Raw genomic sequence first — 22,914 nt, 5'->3', positions numbered from 1 at the left:
TTTCAGGCGGCGCGGATCAGCCAGCAGTTATGGATCTGACGGTTACGGGCAAAATCCGGGGAAAGCGTTTTTTGCGTAATTTCTTGTGCGGTAAGCCCCAGCTCAGCCAGCCCTTCCAGATCCATACGGAATCCGCGCTTATTATTTGAGAACATGATGGTGCCGCCTTTACGCAGCAGACGTTTTAAATCTTTCATTAACGCGACATGATCGCGCTGAACATCAAACGACTCTTCCATACGTTTTGAGTTAGAGAACGTCGGCGGATCGATAAAGATCAAATCGAACTGTTCATTCGCCTCGCGCAGCCAGCCCAGGCAGTCGGCCTGAATCAGGCGATGCGCGCGGCCGCTCAGTCCGTTCAGACGCAAATTACGTTCGGCCCACTCCAGATAGGTGCGGGACATATCCACCGTTGTGGTGCTGCGCGCGCCGCCCAGACCCGCATGTACGCTGGCGCTGCCGGTATAAGAAAAGAGATTCAGGAAATCTTTGCCTTTGCTCATTTCTCCCAGCATCCTGCGGGCAATACGGTGATCGAGGAACAGACCGGTGTCGAGATAATCCGTCAGATTTACCCATAAGCGCGCATTATATTCGCTGACTTCAAGGAACTCGCCCTTCTCGCTCATTTTCTGATACTGGTTTTTTCCTTTTTGCCGTTCACGGGTTTTTAACACCAGTTTATTCGGCGGAATACCGAGCACTGACAAGGTTGCCGCAATAATATCGAACAGGCGCTGCCGCGCTTTTTGCGCATCCACCGTTTTCGGCGGCGCATATTCCTGAATCACCGCCCAGTCGCCGTAACGGTCTACCGCCACGTTATATTCCGGCAGGTCGGCATCATACAAGCGATAGCATTCAATCCCTTCCTGGCGCGCCCATTTCTCCAGCTTTTTAAGATTTTTACGCAGGCGGTTAGCGTAATCTTCCGCCACCGTCGCCGGTTTACTGTCCGCCGTGGTTTCCGCAATATGATAGTTTTTCTGCACGCAGTCCAGCGGGCCATTCTTGGCTTTAAACTGTTTGTCGGCACGTAATTGCAGGCTGCCCAGCAAATCGGGCGAAGCGCTGAACAGCGACAGGTTCCAGCCGCCAAACTGATTTTTCATGGTACGGCCCAGCAGACTGTGCAACGCAATCAGCGCCGGTTCGCTGTCCAGACGTTCGCCGTAAGGCGGGTTACTGATCACCGTACCATACGGGCCTTTCGGCAATGGATTACTCAGTTGCGCCACATCTTTCACTTCAAAGGTGATAAGCTCCCCGATACCGGCGCGACGGGCGTTGCTGCGCGCCCGCTCAATGACGCGCGCATCGCTGTCGGAACCGTAGAAATGAGAGGAATACTCCGCCAGCCCCTTACGCGCCCGGGTCTGCGCTTCGGCTTTCACTTCCTGCCAGATAGTTTCGTCATGCTGCGCCCAGCCGCTAAATCCCCAGTGACCACGGTGCAGTCCCGGCGCGCGATCGGTCGCCCACATCGCGGCCTCAATCAACAGTGTCCCCGAACCACACATAGGGTCGAGCAGCGGCGTACCTGGTTGCCAGCCGGAACGCATAACAATCGCTGCCGCCAGCGTCTCTTTAATTGGCGCCAGCCCGGTGCGATCGCGATAACCGCGCAGGTGCAGGCCATCACCACTGAGATCCAGCGCAATGCTGGCAGTTTCTTTATTCAGCCAGACGTTAATACGGAGGTCCGGCGATTCGCGGTCCACATTTGGACGCGGAAGATTTTTCCGCGTAAACGCATCGACAATCGCGTCTTTAACTTTCATCGCGCCATACTGACTATTACGGATGGTGTCGTTCAGGCCGCTGAAATGCACCGCAAACGTCGCGCCAGGATTAAAAATCTCTGTCCAGTTTATCGCCTGAACGCCGAGGTAAAGATCGAGATCGCTGTAGACCTTGCACTCACCCATCGGCAGGATAATACGCGAGGCCAGGCGGCTCCACATCAGGCTCTGGTAAATAAGCCGCGTGTCGCCCTGAAAATGGACCCCACCCTGAACAACCTGACACCCTACGGCGCCCAGTTTTTCCAGTTCAGTTTTTAACAGCTCTTCCAGCCCGCGGGCCGTACTGGCAAACAGAGAATTCATATTGTCACTTTTACGCTAAGAAAATTGTTGCGCATTATAGCTAATCTCACGCCCATGTCATAAAGTTGAAGGCTTATTTTCATTTGAGGGACTGTACGGTGGCGACGTTATCACGGCTCTTTATTCATCCGGTCAAATCCATGCGCGGCATTGGCCTGACTCATGCGCTGGCAGATATCAGCGGCCTGGCTTTTGATCGCATCTTCATGGTGACCGAGCCTGACGGCACATTTATTACCGCCCGCCAGTTTCCACAAATGGTACGTTTTACCCCTTCTCCCTTACACGACGGCCTCCATTTGACCGCGCCAGACGGCAGTAGCGCGCTGGTTCGCTTTACGGATTTCACCCCGCAGGATGCGCCGACCGAGGTCTGGGGAAACCATTTTACCGCTCGCGTCGCCCCGACGGCGATTAATCAATGGTTGAGCGGCTTTTTCTCCCGCGATGTCCAGTTGCGCTGGGTTGGGCCGCAGTTGACGCGCCGGGTCAAACGACATAACGCGGTGCCGCTGGGATTTGCCGATGGCTACCCGTATTTATTGACCAACGAAGCCTCGCTGCGCGATCTGCAACAGCGTTGTCCGGCAGGCGTACAAATGGAACAATTTCGCCCAAACTTAGTGGTTTCCGGCGTAGCGGCCTGGGAGGAAGATAGCTGGAAAGTGCTTCGCATTGGCGATGTGATTTTTGACGTCGTGAAGCCCTGTAGCCGCTGTATTTTTACAACCGTCAGCCCTGAAAAGGGGCAAAAACATCCTTCCGGAGAACCGCTGGCGACACTGCAAGCTTTTCGTACCGCCCAGGACAATGGCGATGTGGATTTCGGTCAGAATCTGATTGCCCGCAATAGCGGCGTCGTTCGCGTCGGCGATGAAGTGGAGATTCTGGCGACAGCTCCGGCAAAAGCTTATGGCGCCACAACGGTCGACGACAGCGTTACGCCAGATAAACACCCGGACGCGAGTGTAACCATCGACTGGCAGGGGCAAACCTTCTGCGGGAATAATCAACAGGTACTACTGGAACAGTTGGAGAATCAGGGGATTCGTATTCCGTATTCTTGCCGGGCTGGTATCTGTGGTTGCTGCCGGATACGTTTGCTGGAAGGCGAAGTAAGTCCGCTGAAAAAATCGGCTATGGGTGACGATGGTACGATTCTGAGCTGTAGCTGCGTGCCTAAGACCGCGTTACGACTGGAGAATTAAACCGCTTGTTCAAGGCTGAAACTGTGACAGTGAACCTGCGGTTTCAGCCTGTCGTTCATAATTTTAATCGCATCGCCAAGCTGCATGGTTCGGCCTGCTATCACCACGCCCGGCTGGGCCAGCAGACACAACGCGGCATTTTCTCCCGGCTCAACGACCAGCAAATTAACCTGTTCCGCCGTATCGCTTAACCAGACGCTTGCGGCATCGCCCGTTCCTGGGGTCCACATTTCGCCATGCGCTACAAAATGCCAGCTTTTTGGCATCTGCGGTTTGAGATAGCGAATCGCCACCAGCGCATTCAACACCAGCTCCGCGCGTTGCTCTTTGGTTAATTCGAAATCCCGGCATTTTTCTTCAAAGGAAAAATAGAGCGCGGCATCATCCACACAAAAACCGGTCGGGCAAAACGCGTCCGGCGTAAGCATTTTACGAGAGAAGCGCGAGCGAAAAAGTATACCATTGGCGAGATCGAGCATCATACGATCGTGCTCTTCATCATAATACCAGCGCCAGTTATCGTCAGGTTTAATTCGCATTACCTCTCTCCCGCTTTTAAGCAACTCGTAACAGCATTGTCCTTTTGCCGCTTCGTTTATTACCCCAATAATAAAAGCCTAAAATGTCTAAATAAGCAACAGTGGAGAAATATAAAACAACCAGCGCCGGAAATAAAGCCCTGGTTGTCTGATAAAGGCTAAAGTTTAGATGTGCGTTACGATTTCTTTAATCAATGGCGGGCCTTTAAAAATAAAGCCGGAATAAATTTGTACCAGCGTAGCTCCTGCCGCTATCTTCTCGCGCGCGGCGATAACTGAGTCAATGCCGCCGACGCCGATAATAGGCAATTGTCCCTTTAACTCCTGGGATAAACGGCGAATAATTTCTGTGCTTTTTAATTGTAATGGCCGGCCACTTAATCCCCCCGTTTGCTGGCAATTTTTCATTCCTTGTACCAGAGAACGATCGAGGGTGGTATTTGTCGCAATCACCCCATCAATATTATGACGAAGCAGGCTATCGGCAACCTGGATCAATTCTTCTTCACAAAGATCCGGCGCGATCTTTACTGCCACCGGCACATATTTATGGTGGATCGCCTGAAGATCGTTTTGCTTATTTTTAATGGCAGTTAACAGATCGTCCAGCGCATCGCCATACTGGAGCGTACGTAGCCCTGGCGTATTCGGCGAAGAAATATTAATGGCGATATAACCCGCATAAGCATAGACTTTTTCCATACAAATCAGGTAGTCATCTTTGCCATTTTCGACAGGCGTATCTTTATTTTTACCGATGTTAATTCCCAGAATACCATCAAAATGGGCTTTTTTAACATTCTCGACCAGGTTATCGACGCCCAGATTATTAAAGCCCATCCGATTGATCAGACCTTCAGCATCCACCAGACGAAAAAGACGCGGCTTATCGTTACCCGGCTGTGGGCGCGGCGTCACGGTGCCGATTTCCAGGGAGCCAAACCCCATCGCGCCTAACGCGTCGATGCACTCCCCGTCTTTATCCAGACCGGCAGCCAGCCCCAGTGGATTTTTAAAGGTAAGTCCCATGCAGGTAACCGGCTTTGTCGGTACTTTCTGGCGCACCAGCGCTTCCAGCGGCGTACCTGTAATGCGGCGTAATTGTTGAAATGTAAATTCATGAGCGCGCTCTGGATCGAGCTGGAAAAGGGCTTTACGAACGAAGGGATAGTACATGAACTCTCCTGGATTCCCGGTATGCAAACCGGGGGCGTATTATGGGCGATAACAAGGCAAAAGGGAATTGACCTACGGCAATAAATAGCAATCGTTTTCCTTCATTCTCACTTCACGTTTCGCCAGCGAGCGTCATCGTCCGGCAAAAAAATGCCCGGCAGCGCTAACGCTTACCGGGCATGTCTTACCTCTTTATAACGGATACTGTCAGGCTAACGCTTTAGTTATCTTCTCGTACAGATCGCCGGAAAGATTCTCCAGTCCTTTTAACTGCTCCAGCGCCGCACGCATTTTCTCCTGACGCTTTTCATCGTAACGTTTCAGACGAATCAGCGGTTCAATGAGGCGAGATGCTACCTGCGGGTTACGGCTATTCAGATCGGTCAGCATCTCGACCAGGAACTGGTATCCGCTACCGTCTTGCGCATGGAACGCCGCCGGGTTGCTGCCAGCAAACGCGCCAATTAATGAACGGACGCGGTTCGGGTTGCTCATACTGAAAGAACGGTGTTTGAGCAGGCCGCGTACGGTTTCCAGTACATTTTCCGCCGGGCTTGTGGATTGCAGGATAAACCATTTATCCATCACCAGGCCGTCCTGATGCCACTTATCGTCATACTCCTGCATCAGCGTATCGCGGCACGGCAACTGCGCCGCCACCGCAGCAGACAGGGCCGCCAGCGCATCGGTCATATTATTGGCGTCGCGATACTGTTTGCTGACCAGCGTATTAGCCAGCTCCGTCTCGCCGAACGCCAGGAAGCGCAGGCAAGCATTGCGCAGCGTGCGCTTACCGATATCGCCGTGATCAACACGATACTCATCCAGATGATTGGCGTTATAGATAGCCAGGAACTCATCCGCCAGTTCTGCCGCCAGCGTACGCGTTAGCGCTTCACGAACTTGCGCAATGGCGATCGGGTCAATGACCTCAAACAGCTCCGCAATTTCATTGGCCGAAGGCAGCGTTAAAATTTCTGCGGCCAACGCCGGATCGATTTTCTCATCCAACAGTACTGCACGGAACGCATCAGCGACATGCACCGGAAGCGATAGCGGTTGCCCCTGCTGATGACGCGCCACATTCAGTTTAATGTATGTGGCCAGCAGGCTTTGCGCCGCATCCCAACGGGAGAAATCATTGCGCGCATGGCGCATCAGGAACGTCAACTGCTGATCGCTCCATTTATATTCCAGTTTCACCGGCGCTGAAAACTCGCACAGCAAGGCCGGAACAGGCTGGAAGTAAACATTATCGAAGGTAAATGTCTGCTCCGCCTGCGTGACGTTCAGCACGGCGTTGACCGGGTGACCGCCTTTTTGCAACGGAATGACGTTGCCTTCGTTATCGTACAGTTCGATGGCGAATGGAATATGCAGCGGCTGCTTCTCCGCCTGATCCGCCGTCGCCGGAGTGCGCTGGCTGATGGTCAACGTGTACTGCTCGGTTTCCGGATTATAATCATCTTTTACCGTTACAATCGGCGTGCCGGACTGACTGTACCAGCGGCGGAAATGGGACAAATCGACATTAGAAGCATCTTCCATCGCCTGTACGAAGTCATCACACGTCGCGGCGCTGCCGTCATGGCGCTCAAAATAAAGCTGCATCCCCTTCTGGAAATTTTCCTCACCCAGCAACGTGTGGATCATGCGAATGACTTCCGCGCCCTTTTCATAAACGGTGAGGGTGTAGAAGTTATTCATTTCGATTACTTTATCCGGGCGGATAGGATGCGCCATCGGGCTGGCGTCTTCCGCGAATTGTAAACCGCGCATGGTACGCACGTTACTGATGCGGTTCACCGCGCGTGACCCCAAATCAGAGCTAAACTCCTGATCGCGGAACACGGTTAGCCCCTCTTTAAGGCTCAACTGGAACCAGTCGCGGCAGGTGACGCGGTTGCCGGTCCAGTTGTGGAAATACTCATGGCCTATCACGCGCTCAATATCGAGATAATCTTTATCCGTCGCGGTATCGGTTCGCGCCAGCACGTATTTGGAGTTAAAGATATTGAGACCTTTATTCTCCATCGCGCCCATATTAAAGAAATCCACCGCGACAATCATATAGATGTCGAGGTCATATTCGAGCCCAAAACGCGCTTCATCCCATTTCATGGAATTTTTCAGCGAGGTCATTGCCCACGGCGCGCGATCCAGATTGCCACGGTCAACGTACAGTTCTAATGCGACGTCACGCCCGGAGCGGGTGGTAAAGGTATCGCGCAGCACGTCAAAATCACCGGCCACCAGCGCAAACAGATAACACGGTTTCGGGAACGGATCTTGCCACTGAACCCAGTGACGGCCATTCTCCAGCTCGCCCTGTGCAACACGGTTGCCATTGGAGAGCAGGAACGGATATTTGCTTTTATCGGCAATAATTTTGGTGGTAAATCGCGCCAGTACGTCCGGGCGGTCAAGATACCAGGTAATATGGCGGAAGCCCTCCGCTTCACACTGGGTACAGAGCGCATCGCCGGACTGGTACAATCCTTCCAGCGCCGTATTCGCCGCCGGACTTATCTCGTTGACAATGCGTAACGTAAAACGCTCTGGCAGGTCGCTGATGATAAGCGCGCCCTCTTCTTCCTTATATGCTGTCCACGGCGCATCGTTGACGTGGATAGATACCAGCGTTAAATCTTCCCCATCAAGGCGAAGAGGCGCATCAGGCGCGCTATGACGAACAGCCTGGCTTATTGCGGTGACCACGGTTTTTTCGGCATCGAGGTCAAAGGTCAAGTCAATATCAGTAATCTGGTAATCCGGCGCGCGATAGTCATGGCGGTATTTGGCTTGTGGCTGTTGTGTCATAAAAAACCTTTCGCATCTTTGTGTAGAGTGTCGACTCCAGTCTATTCCTGTTGCGCAAATCGCGCTACGCAGAATGTTCATCTTTTCAGGCACAAACGGCCTATTTGCTACATTTTTATAATATGTACTCATAGTTTTTAAAATCGATAAAGATCGTCCAGGAGCGCTTTAAACAAGGGATGAGCGAGATCGAGATGAAGCTTGATTAACGAACTTTAACGAACTTCACAGACCACTTTTGCCCCATCCATGCCCCACACATAATTTTAGTCAACGCCAGACCCCATCAGCCCTGCAGGGAAAATCGATAACAAACACGCCCGCAGTATGTTCCCCAAAATTTAAAAACAAGTGGTTCATGCCTTGACAGACAAAACCGCCAAAGCAAAAATACTGTATATACAAACAGTTATTAGCGAAACACGTATGTTCGTAGAACTGGTTTATGACAAGCGTAATGTTGAAGGACTCGAAGGGGCCAGCGAGATCATTCTGGCCGAACTGACGGAGCAGGTGCACCAGATTTTCCCTGATGCCGAAGTGAGGGTGAAGCCGATGCAGGCAAACTGCTTGAATAGTGATACCAACAAAAGCGATCGCGAAAATTTGAACAGATAGCTTATTAAAAATAGATTTATCTTAAACCACGTCATTTACATTTAGCCACCTCCCCAAAATCCGGATTCAGCTTAAGAAAAATGCGACAATACAATAAAAACATATCATATAAGCCCCCTCAACAAATGTAATTTTAAGGCCAACAAACACCTCTAACTTATTCACTTTCAATTAATTTCATAAATAATAATTAACAACAAAAGAATTGTATTAATATCCACACTGTAGTATATAATTACATTAACAAAATTACTATTCGGCGAGTATATTATGTTAAGACACATTCAAAATAGTTTAGGCAGCGTTTACAGAAGTAATACAGCAACTCCTCAGGGTCAGATTATTCACCATCGTAACTTTCAAAGCCAGTTTGATACCACAGGCAACACCCTCTACAATAATTGCTGGGTTTGCTCATTAAATGTTATCAAATCCAGAGATGGCAATAATTATAGTGCATTAGAGGACATCACTTCTGATAATCAAGCGTTTAATAATATATTAGAGGGTATTGATATAATAGAATGTGAGAATTTATTAAAAGAAATGAATGTGCAAAAAATACCTGAATCCTCTCTTTTTACAAACATTAAAGAAGCTTTACAGGCAGAAGTTTTCAATAGTACTGTAGAAGATGACTTTGAGAGTTTTATTTCTTACGAATTACAAAACCATGGACCACTGATGTTGATCAGGCCTTCACTTGGCTCGGAATGTCTACATGCAGAGTGCATTGTAGGCTATGATAGTGAAGTGAAAAAAGTATTAATTTATGATTCAATGAATACCTCACCTGAATGGCAATCAAATATTGATGTCTATGACAAGCTTACCTTAGCATTCAATGATAAATATAAAAATGAAGATTGCAGTATTTGTGGTCTTTACTATGACGGTGTTTATGAGCCAAAACCTTTACACTCCTCCTCCTGGAAAGACTGGTGTACCATTTTATGATAGTTAACCTTTACCAAGATAATTATTCAGGCTACCGCCAACATGGGGGGGCGGGGGTCGGAGGTTCAAATCCTCTCGTGCCGACCAAAATTCCCCTTAAAAACCAGCCTGTCAGGGCTGTTTTTTTTATGGCTCAATTTCCTACGGGGAAGCTATGGGGTGAAACTGGGGAATAAAGCCGTCGAGATTCGACGCAATTTGCGATTGATTCATCAGTTTGCTCACTGCTCAGTTTCGGAATTCATCAATACACAAATTTTCATTTCGAATTACTGTATAAATTCCCTGTAAATCATTACCGGAGCGCGCCACATTTTCCCCCTGCCCTATACTTTCAGTCTGACGACTGGAGGTTTCATATGTGTGGACGCTTTGCACAAGCACAGACCCGTGAAGAATATCTGGCATATCTGGCCGACGAAGCCGATCGTAATATTGCTTATGACCCTCAGCCTATAGGCCGGTATAACGTGGCGCCCGGGACTAAAGTCCTGCTATTGAGCGAACGCGACGAGCAATTACATCTCGACCCGGTGATTTGGGGTTACGCTCCCGGATGGTGGGATAAAGCTCCACTTATTAACGCCCGTGTCGCGACAGCGGCCTCCAGCAGAATGTTTAAGCCACTATGGCAGCATGGCCGGGCTATCTGTTTTGCCGATAGATGGTTCGAGTGGAAGAAGGAAGGCGACAAAAAACAGCCGTATTTCATTCACAGAAAGGACGGGAAGCCGATATTCATGGCTGCCATTGGCAGTACGCCGTTTGAGCGCGGTGATGAAGCAGAGGGATTCCTGATTGTTACCTCCGCAGCCGATAAAGGTCTGGTAGACATTCACGATCGTCGCCCGCTGGCACTGACACCGGAAACTGCTCGGGTATGGATGCGCCAGTTCCTGGAACCACATTCTAAGTCAATAACATACCGCGTCATACCTGCGCTCACACGTCCCATGATGCGAAAAGATACCAATCCATGCCAATAGTTAAAAACGGATGACTGTCCCGAATCCGTCCCACCTGCCCTATCCCACAAACCGGCGTTCAGATGCTCATTAAGAAAACCACCTCACCCTCATAACTCAGTAAGCGTCCCGTTTAGGACGTAGCGTAAGGATTATTTTACGGTTTCGAGGTTCCAGGGCAGCAGTTCGTGCACCCGGTTCGATGACCAGTCGCTGATTTTCCACAGCACGTCGCGTAACCATGCCTCGGACTCTACGCCGTTTAGTTTGCACGTACCCAGCAGGCTGTAGATGATCGCCGCTGCCTCGCCGCTCCTGTCTGAGCCGAAGAACAGATAGTTACGTCGGCCCAGCGCCACGCATCGTAAGGCGTTTTCACAGATGTTGTTGTCGATCTCCACCCGACCGTCGCTGCAGAGGACACGCTCAACGCATCACACTGCTTCAGCATGTAACCGAACTCCTTCGCCATCTCCGCATGCACCGACAACGTTTTCAACTGCGCCTGTATCCAGTCGTACAGCGACTGGCTTTTCTCTTTCCTGACCGACAGCCGTGTTTGCGCCGGGCTGTGGACTCTGTCATCTGTGATAGTGTCCATCAAAATTTAAGTGGACACTATCATCGCCGGATTGACAGGGTTCTGACAGACGTCCTCCACGGTGCGCTTACATTTTACCTATTAAGGAATATTTTTGCTTTTTAAAGGTATTAAACCATCTCGGTGATGTAACAAAAACTTTCCCTGCCATAGATTCTGATTCTAATTCTCGTGGTAATGCATCATAGGCATTAGCTGCTATACTTGAATTACTAAAATCAGTATAATAAATAAGTTTCCTTCTTGTTGCCATTCTATATTTACACACCCATTCATCTGCTGAAAGAATTAATGGGCCATTCAGATTACTCATACCTCTATTTTCAAACTGATGGGCTGAAACATCAAACACATAGTCTTTCCCTTCTTTATTTCCAACCACTGCAAAATGATTTGTTGTTATTTCCTCTGTTGGTTTATCCCAGATAAATATACCTCGATAACGAATATTATCGAACCCTTTTTCATTCATAAAATTGCTTACAGGAGTCATTAATGACTCACACTGCCCTACCGGATTCATTATTTTATTATTTATAATTGGATTCTGTTTCAATTCCTCCAGATAGGCCGCAGCATCAATATCACTGGTTAGGTTGTAAGTTATATCTGTGCGTTCCACTCCCGGTTCTGTTGCCATGGTTAAGTGATGTGTTTCACTGTACCCCTGGCAATTTACGGTATAGTTCCCGACGTCATCCAGGGTGACTGATAATATCTCCTGACTGTCTTCATCCAGAATACAGAAGTAGTTTTCCCCGTGCAGGCCGGAATGAATGTTTTCCTCCCATCCGTCATACGCGAGCGTCCTGAGCAGTTCAAATCTGCTGACCACATCCTCCCGCGTCGTTCCGGCCGGCGGGTGACAAATCGTCCAGATGCACTCCAGCGCTTCAGTCTGGTGCGTTGAGCAAAAAAATTCCTTCATTTTTTCCCAGGAACTCATTTCAGGGGGGGTATCAGACCAGGCAATACGATAAATGCGGCGGTTACTGATGATGGCGGGAAGACATCCGCTTCCAATATGAAAGGGCATAACAAAAAACCTTTATAAATTTACATATAGTATCTGTCCGACAGACATCATCTCTTCCTGGTCTTAATTTCACAATAAGGTTATCGGCGGATTCATGGTCGTCCTGCCATGGCGGGCTTCAGAAGGTGCAGAAGAAAAATCCGTTATGATGACCGGATGGCGGGACTGTCATTTTACAGCTAAAGTGTCGATTTTTTCAGGGTCGCTTTCCACGATGACCAGATCATCCGGCATCAGCGCCCGGGCGTTCAATTTTGGCGGGCAGAAGTCACCCGGCAGAAATTACTTAACGATGCAGATAATGCCATTAAGGACTGGCGCACAGAATTAACGTTGGGAATTATCAGTGATGAAAATAAAGCAGCTTTGATTCTGCCGATGAATTATATCAATGTTCTTAAATCGCTGGACTTAACAGGTGTTTCAGATGAGGCCACCTTCACAGCAATCAGGTGGCCTGCATTACCACAGTAACGCCTACTGGCTGGCTGGTCTTTCCGGCCAGTCAGGGGCGGCTGTATCCATCCGGTTTACCAGCACCCTATATTTTTTCCATTCGTCGAGCCGCGCTTTCTCATCATCTGTTGCGATTCCAAGATCAACTGCATCCTGCAATGGCGCGATTTTTTCAGATGCCATTTGCAAAAGACGGCTTTTGGTTTCTTCCGCCTGACGAAGCTGCGCTGCTTTTTCAGCCGCTTCGTCTTTTACCCAGACCTTAGCCTTACCATCCCATTTCTGGTATTCACCACCTGGTGAAACTGATGTGACATTTTCGGGCAACGGACCAGGAGCGGAGATATAAACCTGATTGCCGGTTGTTGTGTCGTAAACCATCTCGCCGCGGTGATCCTCATGCAAACTCCATGTCTGGGTTTCAGCGTCAAATATAGCAATATGACTGGCGGGAATATCAGGAGGGGCGATATCAGTACAGTTTGCCGGTAGTCCTGTGTGCGGCGGAATATACGCATCACCTGCACCAATAAATTCGTTAGTATCTGAACGCAGATTGAAAATTTTAATTGTCTGCGCCTGTTCGCTCATTTTAAAAGTCATTATGCCAGCCTCACTATGTAGTTAAATGCAATGTTTTTAACCGTGGTTTCCGCATTACCGTCTGCGTCCACAATAACGACGTGTCCGTGTGGACCTATATACATGGTGTGCTCATGTCCTCCGATATAAACTGTATGTGCATGGTCGCCAGCGGCCTGTGTCCATGCACCACCTCCTGGCTGAAATGAGGTGTGATTGGAATCTCCCCAGTATGAATTGATATAACCGCCGAACTGGTGAGTATGATTGCCCGTGGTATTGGTCGATTTCGTGCCGTAATCAAAGGATGAGGTAGATTTTGTCCCTAAGTCAGTATCCTGCGCTCTGGCGCTGTGACTGTGCGATTTGTTGCCGTCCATTTCTTGCGACAGTACAGCACGTCCACTGATGGGCTTACCCTTTATTGTCCAGCCCCGCATGTCAGGGATAATGCCGGACGGATACGCTATAGCCAGTAACGGGTAAGCAGATTTATCAAACGATTGCCCCTGCATCAGGGCGTAACCGGCTGGGGTAGCATCAGACGGCCATGCTATCGCCGCACCTACTGGATACGAATTCGGTGGCGGATTTAGTGAGGTGTAGAGCATCGCCCATTCGGACCACTCAGCATCGGCGGTATCTCGATGACTGCGAATATATGCGGGCGCTGGCGCACCGTTTGTCCCGCTCCAGCCAATGAGGATTTCCCCATCACCGGTTCCGGTCAGACGTAAAATATTTCCGTATTGCGTCGGATAGCCATTGTTGTAGACCTCGCCCATTATCAGGCCGCTATCGCTGCCTCTTGTCGCACCAGTCAGTGCCGGAAGCGCGCCGCGTGATGCCAGTCTGTTCGCTGCAACAGCCGTACCTGATGCAGGGAGCGCTCCGATATTTTGTACAAACAGCGGCTTATTCGGGATATCCGCACCACACTGGCTTTTAGCCATGTAGTTTTCATCACTTTCGGTTTTGCTGTAGACCTCAAGACTGGAGCGACCTTTGGCCTTATCCGGTACGTCGGACAGGTTCTGGTCCTTCTGCAAATACCGTGATCCCAAATAAATCTCCAGGGGATTAAGCACAGAAAAATAGGTTTTTGTATTATCCAGAACGCATAAGACAGGAATATCTTTAATAATATCATTGGCCGATAACTCTGCTTTATTCCCCTTGTATAGTGGGAATATGCCAAGCACACGTCCTCCCATCGTCAGTTGCAGAGTGCTGGCTCCGGTATTGTTTAGCGCCGGAATAACCACAAGTGGAGTGCGCAATGTCCAGTCAACTCCACCATTGACGAAATAAGTTGCTGGTAACTCCAGCGTCAGATTATTTTCTGTACCTCCGGCCACACCAGCGACATAATGCCCACTCTGGAGCTCTTCAATTTGTACAAACTGATTTTCAGATCCTCGCGTCGCAAAATTCGCTATAACGTCATTCAGTGACCATCCCTTCGCTGTTGTACCTTCCTGACCGCGAATAACCGTCAGCATGTCATTATTAACTGCTGTCAGATGGCATACCTCAAAAACTGTTTCTTTTGCGTCTGTCAGTGTAATTTTGGCGTAAGTTTTAAGAGGGTTTGAGCTGTTTGCATAATCGCTGGTCAGCAAATTAGCAAACATCGCTCCCACACCAGGCATCACCTGAATGGTCGTCTGGCTGGCGGTAATATCAGCCGCCAGTGAGGAGACGACATTATTTCCGAATCCAATAATCATTGCTCAACCACCGTTACCGAATAGGTATAAATAAAAGGGAGTTTCACCAGCGACTGGTCAATTGCATCTTTAAGAAAGTGTCCGACACCATCGCCATAGTCAGGAATGGAGACAAAAAAAATGCCCTTATCGGGCATTACACTAATATCAAAAGTGGACTGTACAGGTGGGTCTATTCCGTTAGCTCCATGTATAAAGCGTGCAAGCCGTCGTTTGAACCAGTTGATACAGAAGTGCGAACCATCGCCTTTATAAAAATTCCATGTCAGTATCCGTTTAAAATAGTCGTCCGGAACATATGACGCTGAGCCGGGAACATAATTTCTCAGTTTTGCATACGCGACATTATTGTACTCAATAGTGTTATACGCCCCACGAGCAATGGCATCCTCGGAGATTTGAAGCAAGGGGCGTGATTCCCCATAAATACCCGCCGCAATCCAGTCCAGCAACTCACCGGTAATCGCCGGGGAGGTCCAGCAAGGTAAATTCAGGTTGTTAAAGTAATCAAGATACCCCTGTGCCAGTTTGTTATAAGCATCAAAAAAGGCAACTATATCCGGATCGTCATTATATTGCGTATAGGGGTAGGCCGGAATAATGCTTTCAAGAAGAGCTGCCATATTGCTTAACCTGAATTTGTGAAGATGAAGTGGAAAAATAGGCGTAAGTATCACCATAAACCAGGCTGGAGTCGGTTGCAGGTGGGACAATTTTTCCGTTTATTCCAACCTGAATATCAATCATTGATACAAGGTTTGAAGATACAAGCCCCTTAACCTGATTAAGAAAAATATCCCGAATCAGGAAAATGTTTATTGGTTCACCCGTTGCAATTCCGTTAATGTAATCAGCAATGCTTTGCTGCACTGCTTTTTCAATCCCGGTTGGATCGATATAGCTGGTTGAGGCTGTATTCCAGGTGATTAAAAGCGTAACGTTTTGTGATGATGGCACTACAAACGGCACGTGATACGTATCCGGATACACAATGATCGGTATCGTTTTTTTATCCACCGCAGCGCCTGATGGATTCACTACATCATTCGTCAGTACGGAGATATCTGGCACGGCTTTATAGATAGCGTAAGCCACTTCATAAGGATCGCCGCCACCAGCAATCGCTACCCATGCCCCCAGCGATGCCTGTCGGTATGAGATCAGATTCTCCTGTACACCATAAACATTTTTCAGTTCAATCCGGTAACAGTCAGGCGTTCCCTGTACACCGTACATACCCGCCTGGAATACCTGGGCACGGTATGAAGAAAAAGTCTGTTCCTGCGCGCCGGGTAATCCAGCGGTAAGGTTGGTGCAGGTCAGGTTGTATGTATTCGGTACTGAGGTTTTTATCTGATTTACAGTTCCCGCAGGTACTGCCCAGGAGCCCCCGGTTGTTGCCAGGCAATAGACAGGCTCCGTTTGTCCACTTTCCGGGATCATCGTGTCACGCTGAACGGTGTAGGTGTAGGTTCCATCCCCGACCATAAAACCTTTCGGTATAGCAAACCCGGGCGGGCCACTGAACACCACATAAACCGATGTATTGGTACCCTGCCCTTTCTGAACGCCGTACATATCACCCAGTTGCGCCAGCAGGTGTACATTTGCCGAATACGGGCTGCATGAGTTAATTAGGTCAACCCGCGCCTGATCACATACCACAAGCGCACCGACGCTCGTACTGACCAAATCTTCAATCAGCGATCCTGGTAGATTTGTGGTTATCCCCGAGGACAGCGCTGTTGCAGTATCAATAATCAGTTGCCGGAGTTCATCCGTCGTTTTAGGAACAGGGCCGGCAATATCATAACTAATGGGTAAATCACTCATACATACACCTGAGCCACTATTTTAGAGCCTGAGTTAGTAATCGCCGAAATGTTGTAAACAGGGGGATCAACATCCGCCAGCGCAATCTGTAGAGAGGAAAAATATTTGCTGAACTGCTGCTGGAGCCGGTTAACATAAAAAGTCGGCAGTATCTGCTGAATAACTGAGCCGTTAGCCGGTATACCGTGATTAGCAAAAAACGGGGACTCCTGCGGGGACAGCTTCAGATTCTGCACCAGCGTTGTGAGATACACAGAATCGTTAAACCCGTTTTCGTCAGTTGTGACCGTTACCCACTTCCCGTCTTTATCTCGTCCGTATGTCCTCATTCGGTAATACTCCCGTTGAATTGTGACGTTGGCCCTCCGGTATCCTGTCCGTCATTACCATTGCTGTGCCTGTGGCTGTTAACCCACTGAACCAGCTTTTCCCAGCCCTCCAGCATGATTTTCGGGCTTGTGCTGGCCGCACTGTCAGTCAGTGTTCCACTCTGCCCTGTCAGCGACCAGGTACCAGCGGTGAGCGTCAGAACTGTACTGCCCACCGTCACTTCGAATTTTTCAGGTGTGGCAATCGTGATACTTTCCGGTGTGAGCAGAAACGTAGTGTTACTTTTCGCCTCACGAATGGTTACCCCCTCCGGTCCGTACAGCGTCAGTACCTGACCATCGACGTTCTCCCACTCCGTGTTACTGATGGGTAAAAACACCAGCGCACTGAGATTTGCAGGGGGCGTCAGATCAGCCGTTCCCCCTCCGAGGCCGCTGGCACCGCCAAGGTAGGTATCCGCCGGGATGACTATCCCCTTATCTCCTTTTTGCATCGGGTATCTGATGTACTGAGGGCCGAATAGCGGAATGGTCAACTGAGGTAACGTGTAGGGAATGTCCCGCAGCAAAAAGGTAACAGTGACCATTTTCCCGGACTGACTGACGACCTCTGCGGGTAAAATCTTTCCGGCCATCTGCATAGCGGCGGCTATTTTCTGGTCGGCGAAATTATTCATATTGCCGCCAAAACTCAGTTTTTTGTTCAGGCTCACTGTTTTTGTGTCTCCGAATAAGGATTAGCCTCCAGAACAGTTACCCAACTGTTAGCATCAGGCTGCCGACTGTTACCGAGAAGACGAACTAAAGTTACCTGAAAAAGGCCTTTGAATGCCGATTCATCACGAAACTGCGAATAGGACGCGGCCTGAATTATCGGTCTGGATTCCTTCGGCATCAGAATATAATCTCCGACCTGAATATCACCGCGCATAACGCAGGGAACGGAAACCGTATTATATTTAATCCAGGTGGGTTGCCCAATAAGATCGGTAAACTGAAGTTGTATCGGGTGGTCCCTACGGTATGCAGCGCTTTCCTCCGGTTTTTTAGCCCGGTGAGTGCCGAAGTCGTTGTCGTAGACGCGGATTTCATTACCGTCCACCACGGCTATTTCCACCCCTGCGTAATTTTTATCTTTAATAATGCTTTTGCTGAACGTATTGAGATACACGGCAAGGTCGGAAAGGCTCCCGCAATACATACCATTGTCGTAATTATTCACAAGCCTGTCGCTGATACTGATTGAAAACGTATAACCACCAAGCGTCCGTAAGCAATCGAACAGAGCATCGGAAAGTTTCTGCCCTTTATTCCAGGGGAGCGTTAAATTAATGGGAGCCAGCGGAAGCGGGTCAACATGAGAAACCGGACTCACCGTCACAATTAAATCGAGACGCAGTTCGGTACCCTGCCAGTTCCCCATCGCCTGCCAGATAACACCTTTCAGAACCAGCCCCGATTTTCCGGCATTCGCCAGCGGAAGCCCTTTTGACATCCCGACTCTTACCTCTATCGGCATGCCGAACATATTCTGTCTGGCCTGCTGCATTTCCTGCGGACTGATACCCCATATCGTAATGGTGGTTTCCCCCTGCGGCGTGGATTCCCCAAAACGCAGAATATCAAATTCAACCATCAGGCTCCCGGGGTTATGTACGCCATTTTTCACACTGGTGTAATGCCTGTAAATTTTTCGGGTATCTGCGTTCGGATCCGGGGGATACTGGGGAGGGTAAAAAATTTTAATATCATAATATCGCATCAGTTAATCACCTCAATCTGTCCGCTGGCAACTCTCCAGACCATTTTTGTCGAACTAAAGGCCCCCATCAGAAGGTTAATATCGTAATCCGCTGGAGACGCGACAACGGGAATGGTTAATTTCCGATTGCCGGAATTATCCGTAACATTCAGATACCAGCGCTGTGAGTAAATATTCCATTTCATCTGGCAGTCATATATTTTCCCGTCAAGCACCGGACTGAAAACCATACTTTTCTGTTCATTGCCAGAAAAAGGGTATAATGCGGTACTCATGGACCAGTTACCCCGCTCAGCTTTCCGATAAGACCAATAACCGCGCTTGTCACACTGCTACCAACTGACGTGTTACCAATCGCTCCCGCCGCCGTTGTCCAGGCGTTGCCCGTAACTTTATCGCCGCCATCAATCCTGCGCTTAAAATTATTTGCCACCTGTTCCGCTTCACTTTCGGTGATCAGCGGCTGCTCAAACTCCCACAGCCATTGCCGTTACGGCAGCAGTTCATTTGAGCCCGTTACGTCGCGTACCGCCTTCAGTATACAGTTGCTGTAAATGATGGCCGGAGTGGCGACGATGAACGTTCCGCCAAGGTTGGCATGTCCCTGTAGTACTGCCTGCAGCGCGCTGAGCGTGACCAGCTTTGTCATGGCACCGGTATTCTCGTTCACCGGCGCATTCATCAGCATAGACACGCGCAGAGGCTGAGCCAGCAGCGCATTCGCGGCAACCTTCTGATTAGCGAACGGATAACGACCGATATCGTAATCCACCATTGTCGTGCCCGCTGCGGCTGACCAGTGGCAGAAATATTTATCCAGGTCGGTGAGACCCGTCGCCCCGCCCATCAGACCTGAAACGTAGCTGGCGCTCTGGGTCAGGGCAACTATCGGCAACATGCCGCCGGGTATACTCTGCGCCACACCATCGCAGAGAATAACCGGGGAGATTTCAAAACCGAGCTTGTAGAGCTCGCGGGTAAATGACATTAACCGAACCCTCCAAGTTGCGTACTGGATACAACTGCATTACCGCCGGTATTGTTATAAACAACAAGTCCCTGAGCATGACCACGCTTCTGGTTATCCAGAATTTGTTGCAGTATCTGGTCAGTTTTCCCCGAACCCTGTTGTACTGGTTGTACGACAGGGTTACTTGTGCTGGTACCGGGCAATTCAGAACCATACTGGGCAAGGTATTGTCCCCGCACGCTGTCGGATGGATTTATATCCTGCAAAGATTTTTTCTGCGATTCCTGAAAATGACCTCCGGCATTATTGATAATCTGTATAACCTTCCCTTCACTTAACCGGGAGCCAGCACCTTCTTTTACTGACATGGCAGTAATTAATTTCGCGAGCGTCCGGGTATCATTTAAATTCAGCTTTTCGAATTCGCTGCGGCCAGTCGCATTCACAACATGCCCGATATATGCTTTCGTATTGTTCTCGTTAGATGGAGCCCATTTACTGATAATATCGTGGATATTGTTGATGCCCTTTGTGCCGTATATTTGCAGTTGTTTTGCAGCAGCGAGAACGCCTTCATCCAGGCTGGGGAACACAGCAAATTTCCCGCTTCTGGTATTGGCGGTTTCATAACCTGCGGCATAACGTAAATTCGCAGGATTATTGAACCTGTCAGCAATGGTTCGCCCCTTAGCATGAACATCAGCCTGTTTCCCGTCGACCGGCTTAACATCCCCTGATGCAAAGAATTTTTTTACCCCTTTCAGCCACGACCACACTCGCGGATCATCATCCCCACCCGGGGTGTAAGTCACACTGGTAACGGGATCGGTGCGCTTCTCGTCGCTGAGTATCGATGACCGGGATTTAATGTCATCCGCCGTGATGTCGGATTTACCACTTATCCAGTCAATGACTTTGCCGATAACCCGACCAAGCCGCTCCACACCGGATATGAAAGCTTCAACATCTTTCTGGAATTCGGGGGAAGCCAGATAGTTACCAAACCGGCGTATACCATCTGAAAGGCCATCAATCCATTTTCCCAGTTCCGGCGATTTAAGGACCGTTTCAATCGCGCCGGAAAAGGCATCCGAAAGTTTTCCCAGCTCCGGCGCCAGCGGTGCCAGTCCCCGGATAAACGTATTCCCGATACTGACCTTACTGCGGTCGAGCTGAATGTTGAAATCCTGCCACTGGCGAAGCTGCTGGTCCGTCAACTGAAGGCGGCGGGTGTCCTGCTGTGCCTGTTTCGCCATCGCATCGATTTCTTCATCGCTCATTTTTTTGAAGCGGTTCAGATCGTCAAGGGTGAAATAGTTCGTCAGCCCGTAAGCTTCCGCCCCCTGATGCGTACTGCCGTTACGCACAAAAATATCACGCGCCGCTTTTATCATTTCAGGTAAAAGCTCAGCAGGATCCCTGTCCGGGTTATCGACTCCCATTGCCCGGAACTGCCAGCGTTTACTCAAATCAAGCTGCGCATCACGTATGGCGCCCAGAGTTCCGACAGGATTACCCAGCGCTTTCTGAAAATCGACAGCAGTCGAATTAAGTCCACCTGCCGTCGTCCCCAGCCCCATCGCAGTAAACCGTTGTGCGGAGGCATTGCCGGCCAGGTGGTTAAGCCCCCACAGACCGCCCGCACCAGCCAGCCCGGAAAAAAGCCCCAGAACGGTTCCCCATGAAAGCAGGCTGGTTGTGGCATCTTTAATATGACCTGCCAGCGATTTCGCATCCTTGCTGGCTTTATTCAGGAAATTGCGCGCACCGCCGGACTTCTTGTTAAACTCCGTCTGGGTTTTTGTGGCCTTCTCCAGATTACCGTTGAGTCGATCGAGGCCGTCATTAACAGATGCTAACGCCGCAACGCCATCAGCGAACGCTTTTGTAATCCCCTCCGTACCATCCCGGACACGTTCTGTCTCCTTTGCGGCCTCGCCGAGTCCGTGAACCGTCCCCCGCCATTGTTCAGGTAATTCGCCGAGTGCTTTCTGGTATTCATTGAATTTTTCCAGGAACGACTGAAATTTCTCGTCCTGAACATCAATTTCGACAATGGATTTAGCCGCCATTGAAATACCCCTTGCGTCTTATTTCCTCCAGAATGAACCGCTGCCGGAAATGGAGCGGGCTTTTATATTCGCCGCAGCCCAGTTCACGGCAGAGGTGACTGAAGCCTTCGCATGAGGCCCATGTCAGGAGGGTATGTGTGAGGGTTCCGGCAGGGCTTCCGGGGTCGGGGTATCGGTAGCCGTTTTCGACGTCGGTAAAGAATCGAGATACGCCATAGCGCTCAATGACACAAGTTGCCCACTGTACATATCGAGCGCTTTCCCCACCGTCGGTGCGATCAGGTTCGCTTTCTGAATGGCAGAGCTCACCATAAAAAAAACGACCTCGCCCTCAACTTCCCGGTACTCATCATCGGTGATAATTTCCTGCCTGAATGCAGCCTCCAGCGAAGACGTTTTCCAGGTTCCGTTATCGTTCCAGATGACCGTTGTCAGACGCTGTATCTCATCGACAATATTCGGCGTTCCTGGCTGAAGATCTCCTGCCTCCTGCCGCGCTTTGATGATTTTTCGCAGCATCATCGCCGCCACGCGGGGCGCACCTACCGAACCCACCAGGGAGAAAAAATTATTGAACAGATTCCCCAGCAGTACGCAATTTTCCTCAACGACTTCATACGGAAACGGCACAATGTGCAGATACACCAGTGAGCCGTCATCGCGGGTGATGGTGCTGACAAAATTCAGTTTTCGGTCAATTTTCACGGCCATTAGCCCCACATTTTATCGTTGGTGATCAGATAACCGGAAATCGTCACGACATATCCGGCATCCATACCGTTGATGGTCAGTTCATTAAAATTCACCAGATATGCATTCAGGACCGTGTAGTTTCCGAAGGTGCTGGCATCCGGCGTGATAACAACCTCTCCCAGCGACGTATCAGAAGCGAAACGGTTCTGATAGCTCGCCGCCAGCCCCTGCGTTCGCAGTAAATGCATCGTGATCGTTACCTGCTGATAAGGTACCTGGCTCCCCACGGTTCCGGTCAGTGTGGGGATAATGTCCGTTGCAGCCGAATCCGGCCGCATACTAATCGCATCCTTACCCAGAAATGACGCGGTGACATTCAGCGCCGGAATATCCGTGACAGTCACCGCCCCCCTGACACGGTTAAGAAAGCCCTGCGGTACTAATGGATTTGGCATT

At 49.7% G+C, this 22,914-nt stretch carries 20 protein-coding genes and 4 pseudogenes; 6 read left to right on the top strand and 18 right to left on the bottom strand.

Features of this window, described 5'->3' with window-relative positions:
* Positions 1 to 2 precede the first annotated feature (2 nt).
* A complete protein-coding gene (gene rlmKL, locus N7E69_RS17365) occupies positions 3 to 2,111 on the bottom strand; it encodes a bifunctional 23S rRNA (guanine(2069)-N(7))-methyltransferase RlmK/23S rRNA (guanine(2445)-N(2))-methyltransferase RlmL (protein WP_001086485.1) in 2,109 nt (702 codons plus the stop codon).
* A 98-nt stretch (positions 2,112 to 2,209) separates the two neighbouring features.
* On the opposite strand from rlmKL, the gene N7E69_RS17360 reads away from it, so the two are divergent.
* Entirely contained in the window at positions 2,210 to 3,319 is a 1,110-nt protein-coding gene (locus N7E69_RS17360) for a YcbX family protein (RefSeq protein WP_000224079.1), read from the top strand.
* Here N7E69_RS17360 and zapC read toward each other — a convergent pair.
* From zapC to pepN, 3 genes are all read right to left on the bottom strand, one after another.
* Complete coding sequence (gene zapC / locus N7E69_RS17355) at positions 3,316 to 3,858, bottom strand: cell division protein ZapC (RefSeq protein WP_001574119.1); 543 nt, start codon at positions 3,856 to 3,858, stop codon at positions 3,316 to 3,318. The two genes, N7E69_RS17360 and zapC, sit on opposite strands and share 4 nt — an antisense overlap.
* Positions 3,859 to 4,023: 165 nt before the next feature.
* A complete protein-coding gene (gene pyrD / locus N7E69_RS17350) occupies positions 4,024 to 5,034 on the bottom strand; it encodes a quinone-dependent dihydroorotate dehydrogenase (RefSeq protein WP_000291723.1) in 1,011 nt (336 codons plus the stop codon).
* 207 nt (positions 5,035 to 5,241) lie between these two features.
* Positions 5,242 to 7,854, bottom strand: coding sequence for an aminopeptidase N (gene pepN / locus N7E69_RS17345; RefSeq protein WP_000193790.1), 2,613 nt, complete (start codon positions 7,852 to 7,854; stop codon positions 5,242 to 5,244).
* A 426-nt stretch (positions 7,855 to 8,280) separates the two neighbouring features.
* On the opposite strand from pepN, the gene N7E69_RS17340 reads away from it, so the two are divergent.
* The 4 genes and pseudogenes from N7E69_RS17340 to N7E69_RS17325 all read left to right on the top strand — a co-directional run bounded on the left by N7E69_RS17340 (position 8,281) and on the right by N7E69_RS17325 (position 10,415).
* Positions 8,281 to 8,472, top strand: a complete 192-nt coding sequence (locus N7E69_RS17340) for a DinI-like family protein (protein WP_000497439.1) — start codon at positions 8,281 to 8,283, stop codon at positions 8,470 to 8,472.
* A gap of 270 nt (positions 8,473 to 8,742) precedes the next feature.
* Entirely contained in the window at positions 8,743 to 9,429 is a 687-nt protein-coding gene (gtgE, locus tag N7E69_RS17335; RefSeq protein WP_001525490.1) for a virulence effector protease GtgE, read from the top strand.
* A pseudogene (locus N7E69_RS17330) lies at positions 9,414 to 9,720 on the top strand (hypothetical protein). Before gtgE ends, N7E69_RS17330 begins: the two are co-directional and overlap by 16 nt.
* Positions 9,721 to 9,788: 68 nt before the next feature.
* A complete protein-coding gene (locus tag N7E69_RS17325; RefSeq protein WP_000334547.1) occupies positions 9,789 to 10,415 on the top strand; it encodes an SOS response-associated peptidase in 627 nt (208 codons plus the stop codon).
* A 131-nt stretch (positions 10,416 to 10,546) separates the two neighbouring features.
* Here the strand turns inward: N7E69_RS17325 and N7E69_RS17320 are convergent.
* A pseudogene (locus N7E69_RS17320) lies at positions 10,547 to 10,965 on the bottom strand (transposase); the annotation flags it as partial.
* A gap of 97 nt (positions 10,966 to 11,062) precedes the next feature.
* Positions 11,063 to 12,031: an SPI-2 type III secretion system effector SseI gene (sseI, locus tag N7E69_RS17315; protein WP_001574112.1), complete on the bottom strand. Its 969-nt coding sequence runs from the start codon at positions 12,029 to 12,031 to the stop codon at positions 11,063 to 11,065.
* Positions 12,032 to 12,289: 258 nt separating this feature from the next.
* Between sseI and N7E69_RS17305 the strand changes: the two are divergent.
* Positions 12,290 to 12,505 (top strand): annotated as a pseudogene (locus N7E69_RS17305) (tail fiber assembly protein); the annotation flags it as partial.
* Between the two features lie 3 nt (positions 12,506 to 12,508).
* On the opposite strand, the gene N7E69_RS17300 reads toward N7E69_RS17305, so the two are convergent.
* The 12 genes and pseudogenes from N7E69_RS17300 to N7E69_RS17245 all read right to left on the bottom strand — a co-directional run bounded on the left by N7E69_RS17300 (position 12,509) and on the right by N7E69_RS17245 (position 22,913).
* Positions 12,509 to 13,090 carry a tail fiber assembly protein gene (locus tag N7E69_RS17300; protein ID WP_000143167.1) on the bottom strand — a complete coding sequence of 194 codons (582 nt, stop codon included), beginning with the start codon at positions 13,088 to 13,090 and terminating at the stop codon, positions 12,509 to 12,511.
* Positions 13,090 to 13,962: pseudogene (locus N7E69_RS17295) on the bottom strand (phage tail protein); the annotation flags it as partial. The gene N7E69_RS17300 and the pseudogene N7E69_RS17295, both read right to left, overlap by 1 nt.
* 833 nt (positions 13,963 to 14,795) lie before the next feature.
* A complete protein-coding gene (locus N7E69_RS17290) occupies positions 14,796 to 15,422 on the bottom strand; it encodes a hypothetical protein (RefSeq protein ID WP_000729406.1) in 627 nt (208 codons plus the stop codon).
* A complete protein-coding gene (locus N7E69_RS17285; RefSeq protein ID WP_001281708.1) occupies positions 15,406 to 16,632 on the bottom strand; it encodes a baseplate J/gp47 family protein in 1,227 nt (408 codons plus the stop codon). Before N7E69_RS17285 ends, N7E69_RS17290 begins: the two co-directional genes overlap by 17 nt.
* A complete protein-coding gene (locus N7E69_RS17280) occupies positions 16,629 to 16,961 on the bottom strand; it encodes a hypothetical protein (protein ID WP_001261467.1) in 333 nt (110 codons plus the stop codon). Before N7E69_RS17280 ends, N7E69_RS17285 begins: the two co-directional genes overlap by 4 nt.
* Complete coding sequence (locus tag N7E69_RS17275; protein WP_000055864.1) at positions 16,958 to 17,674, bottom strand: hypothetical protein; 717 nt, start codon at positions 17,672 to 17,674, stop codon at positions 16,958 to 16,960. The genes N7E69_RS17280 and N7E69_RS17275 overlap by 4 nt, the downstream gene beginning before the upstream one ends.
* Positions 17,671 to 18,723 (bottom strand): hypothetical protein, encoded by a 1,053-nt coding sequence (locus tag N7E69_RS17270; protein WP_001271127.1) that lies wholly within the window; start codon positions 18,721 to 18,723, stop codon positions 17,671 to 17,673. Before N7E69_RS17270 ends, N7E69_RS17275 begins: the two co-directional genes overlap by 4 nt.
* Positions 18,723 to 18,998 (bottom strand): hypothetical protein, encoded by a 276-nt coding sequence (locus N7E69_RS17265; RefSeq protein ID WP_000100901.1) that lies wholly within the window; start codon positions 18,996 to 18,998, stop codon positions 18,723 to 18,725. Before N7E69_RS17265 ends, N7E69_RS17270 begins: the two co-directional genes overlap by 1 nt.
* A gap of 215 nt (positions 18,999 to 19,213) precedes the next feature.
* Positions 19,214 to 19,711 carry a hypothetical protein gene (locus N7E69_RS17260; RefSeq protein ID WP_000011140.1) on the bottom strand — a complete coding sequence of 166 codons (498 nt, stop codon included), beginning with the start codon at positions 19,709 to 19,711 and terminating at the stop codon, positions 19,214 to 19,216.
* Positions 19,711 to 21,765 carry a hypothetical protein gene (locus tag N7E69_RS17255; protein ID WP_261743136.1) on the bottom strand — a complete coding sequence of 685 codons (2,055 nt, stop codon included), beginning with the start codon at positions 21,763 to 21,765 and terminating at the stop codon, positions 19,711 to 19,713. Before N7E69_RS17255 ends, N7E69_RS17260 begins: the two co-directional genes overlap by 1 nt.
* 123 nt (positions 21,766 to 21,888) lie before the next feature.
* A complete protein-coding gene (locus N7E69_RS17250) occupies positions 21,889 to 22,476 on the bottom strand; it encodes a hypothetical protein (RefSeq protein WP_000268742.1) in 588 nt (195 codons plus the stop codon).
* Positions 22,476 to 22,913 (bottom strand): hypothetical protein, encoded by a 438-nt coding sequence (locus N7E69_RS17245; protein WP_001133547.1) that lies wholly within the window; start codon positions 22,911 to 22,913, stop codon positions 22,476 to 22,478. Before N7E69_RS17245 ends, N7E69_RS17250 begins: the two co-directional genes overlap by 1 nt.
* Between the last annotated feature and the right edge of the window lies 1 nt (position 22,914).

It is taken from the genome of Salmonella sp. 3C (assembly GCF_025426275.1).
Classification (GTDB): domain Bacteria; phylum Pseudomonadota; class Gammaproteobacteria; order Enterobacterales; family Enterobacteriaceae; genus Salmonella; species Salmonella enterica.
The sequence above is the reverse complement of the archived record's forward strand: the minus strand, read 5'-3'. Positions and strand labels throughout refer to the sequence as shown.

Bases quoted from the DNA above. Each gene is read 5' to 3' on its own strand.
- rlmKL (WP_001086485.1), bottom strand. From the start codon at position 2,111: ATGAATTCTCTGTTTGCCAGTACGGCCCGCGGGCTGGAAGAGCTGTTA.
- zapC (WP_001574119.1), bottom strand. From the start codon at position 3,858: ATGCGAATTAAACCTGACGATAACTGGCGCTGGTATTATGATGAAGAG.
- pyrD (WP_000291723.1), bottom strand. From the start codon at position 5,034: ATGTACTATCCCTTCGTTCGTAAAGCCCTTTTCCAGCTCGATCCAGAG.
- pepN (WP_000193790.1), bottom strand. From the start codon at position 7,854: ATGACACAACAGCCACAAGCCAAATACCGCCATGACTATCGCGCGCCG.
- N7E69_RS17340 (WP_000497439.1), top strand. From the start codon at position 8,281: ATGTTCGTAGAACTGGTTTATGACAAGCGTAATGTTGAAGGACTCGAA.
- gtgE (WP_001525490.1), top strand. From the start codon at position 8,743: ATGTTAAGACACATTCAAAATAGTTTAGGCAGCGTTTACAGAAGTAAT.
- N7E69_RS17325 (WP_000334547.1), top strand. From the start codon at position 9,789: ATGTGTGGACGCTTTGCACAAGCACAGACCCGTGAAGAATATCTGGCA.
- sseI (WP_001574112.1), bottom strand. From the start codon at position 12,031: ATGCCCTTTCATATTGGAAGCGGATGTCTTCCCGCCATCATCAGTAAC.
- N7E69_RS17300 (WP_000143167.1), bottom strand. From the start codon at position 13,090: ATGACTTTTAAAATGAGCGAACAGGCGCAGACAATTAAAATTTTCAAT.
- N7E69_RS17290 (WP_000729406.1), bottom strand. From the start codon at position 15,422: ATGGCAGCTCTTCTTGAAAGCATTATTCCGGCCTACCCCTATACGCAA.
- N7E69_RS17285 (WP_001281708.1), bottom strand. From the start codon at position 16,632: ATGAGTGATTTACCCATTAGTTATGATATTGCCGGCCCTGTTCCTAAA.
- N7E69_RS17280 (WP_001261467.1), bottom strand. From the start codon at position 16,961: ATGAGGACATACGGACGAGATAAAGACGGGAAGTGGGTAACGGTCACA.
- N7E69_RS17270 (WP_001271127.1), bottom strand. From the start codon at position 18,723: ATGCGATATTATGATATTAAAATTTTTTACCCTCCCCAGTATCCCCCG.
- N7E69_RS17265 (WP_000100901.1), bottom strand. From the start codon at position 18,998: ATGAGTACCGCATTATACCCTTTTTCTGGCAATGAACAGAAAAGTATG.
- N7E69_RS17260 (WP_000011140.1), bottom strand. From the start codon at position 19,711: ATGTCATTTACCCGCGAGCTCTACAAGCTCGGTTTTGAAATCTCCCCG.
- N7E69_RS17255 (WP_261743136.1), bottom strand. From the start codon at position 21,765: ATGGCGGCTAAATCCATTGTCGAAATTGATGTTCAGGACGAGAAATTT.
- N7E69_RS17250 (WP_000268742.1), bottom strand. From the start codon at position 22,476: ATGGCCGTGAAAATTGACCGAAAACTGAATTTTGTCAGCACCATCACC.
- N7E69_RS17245 (WP_001133547.1), bottom strand. From the start codon at position 22,913: ATGCCAAATCCATTAGTACCGCAGGGCTTTCTTAACCGTGTCAGGGGG.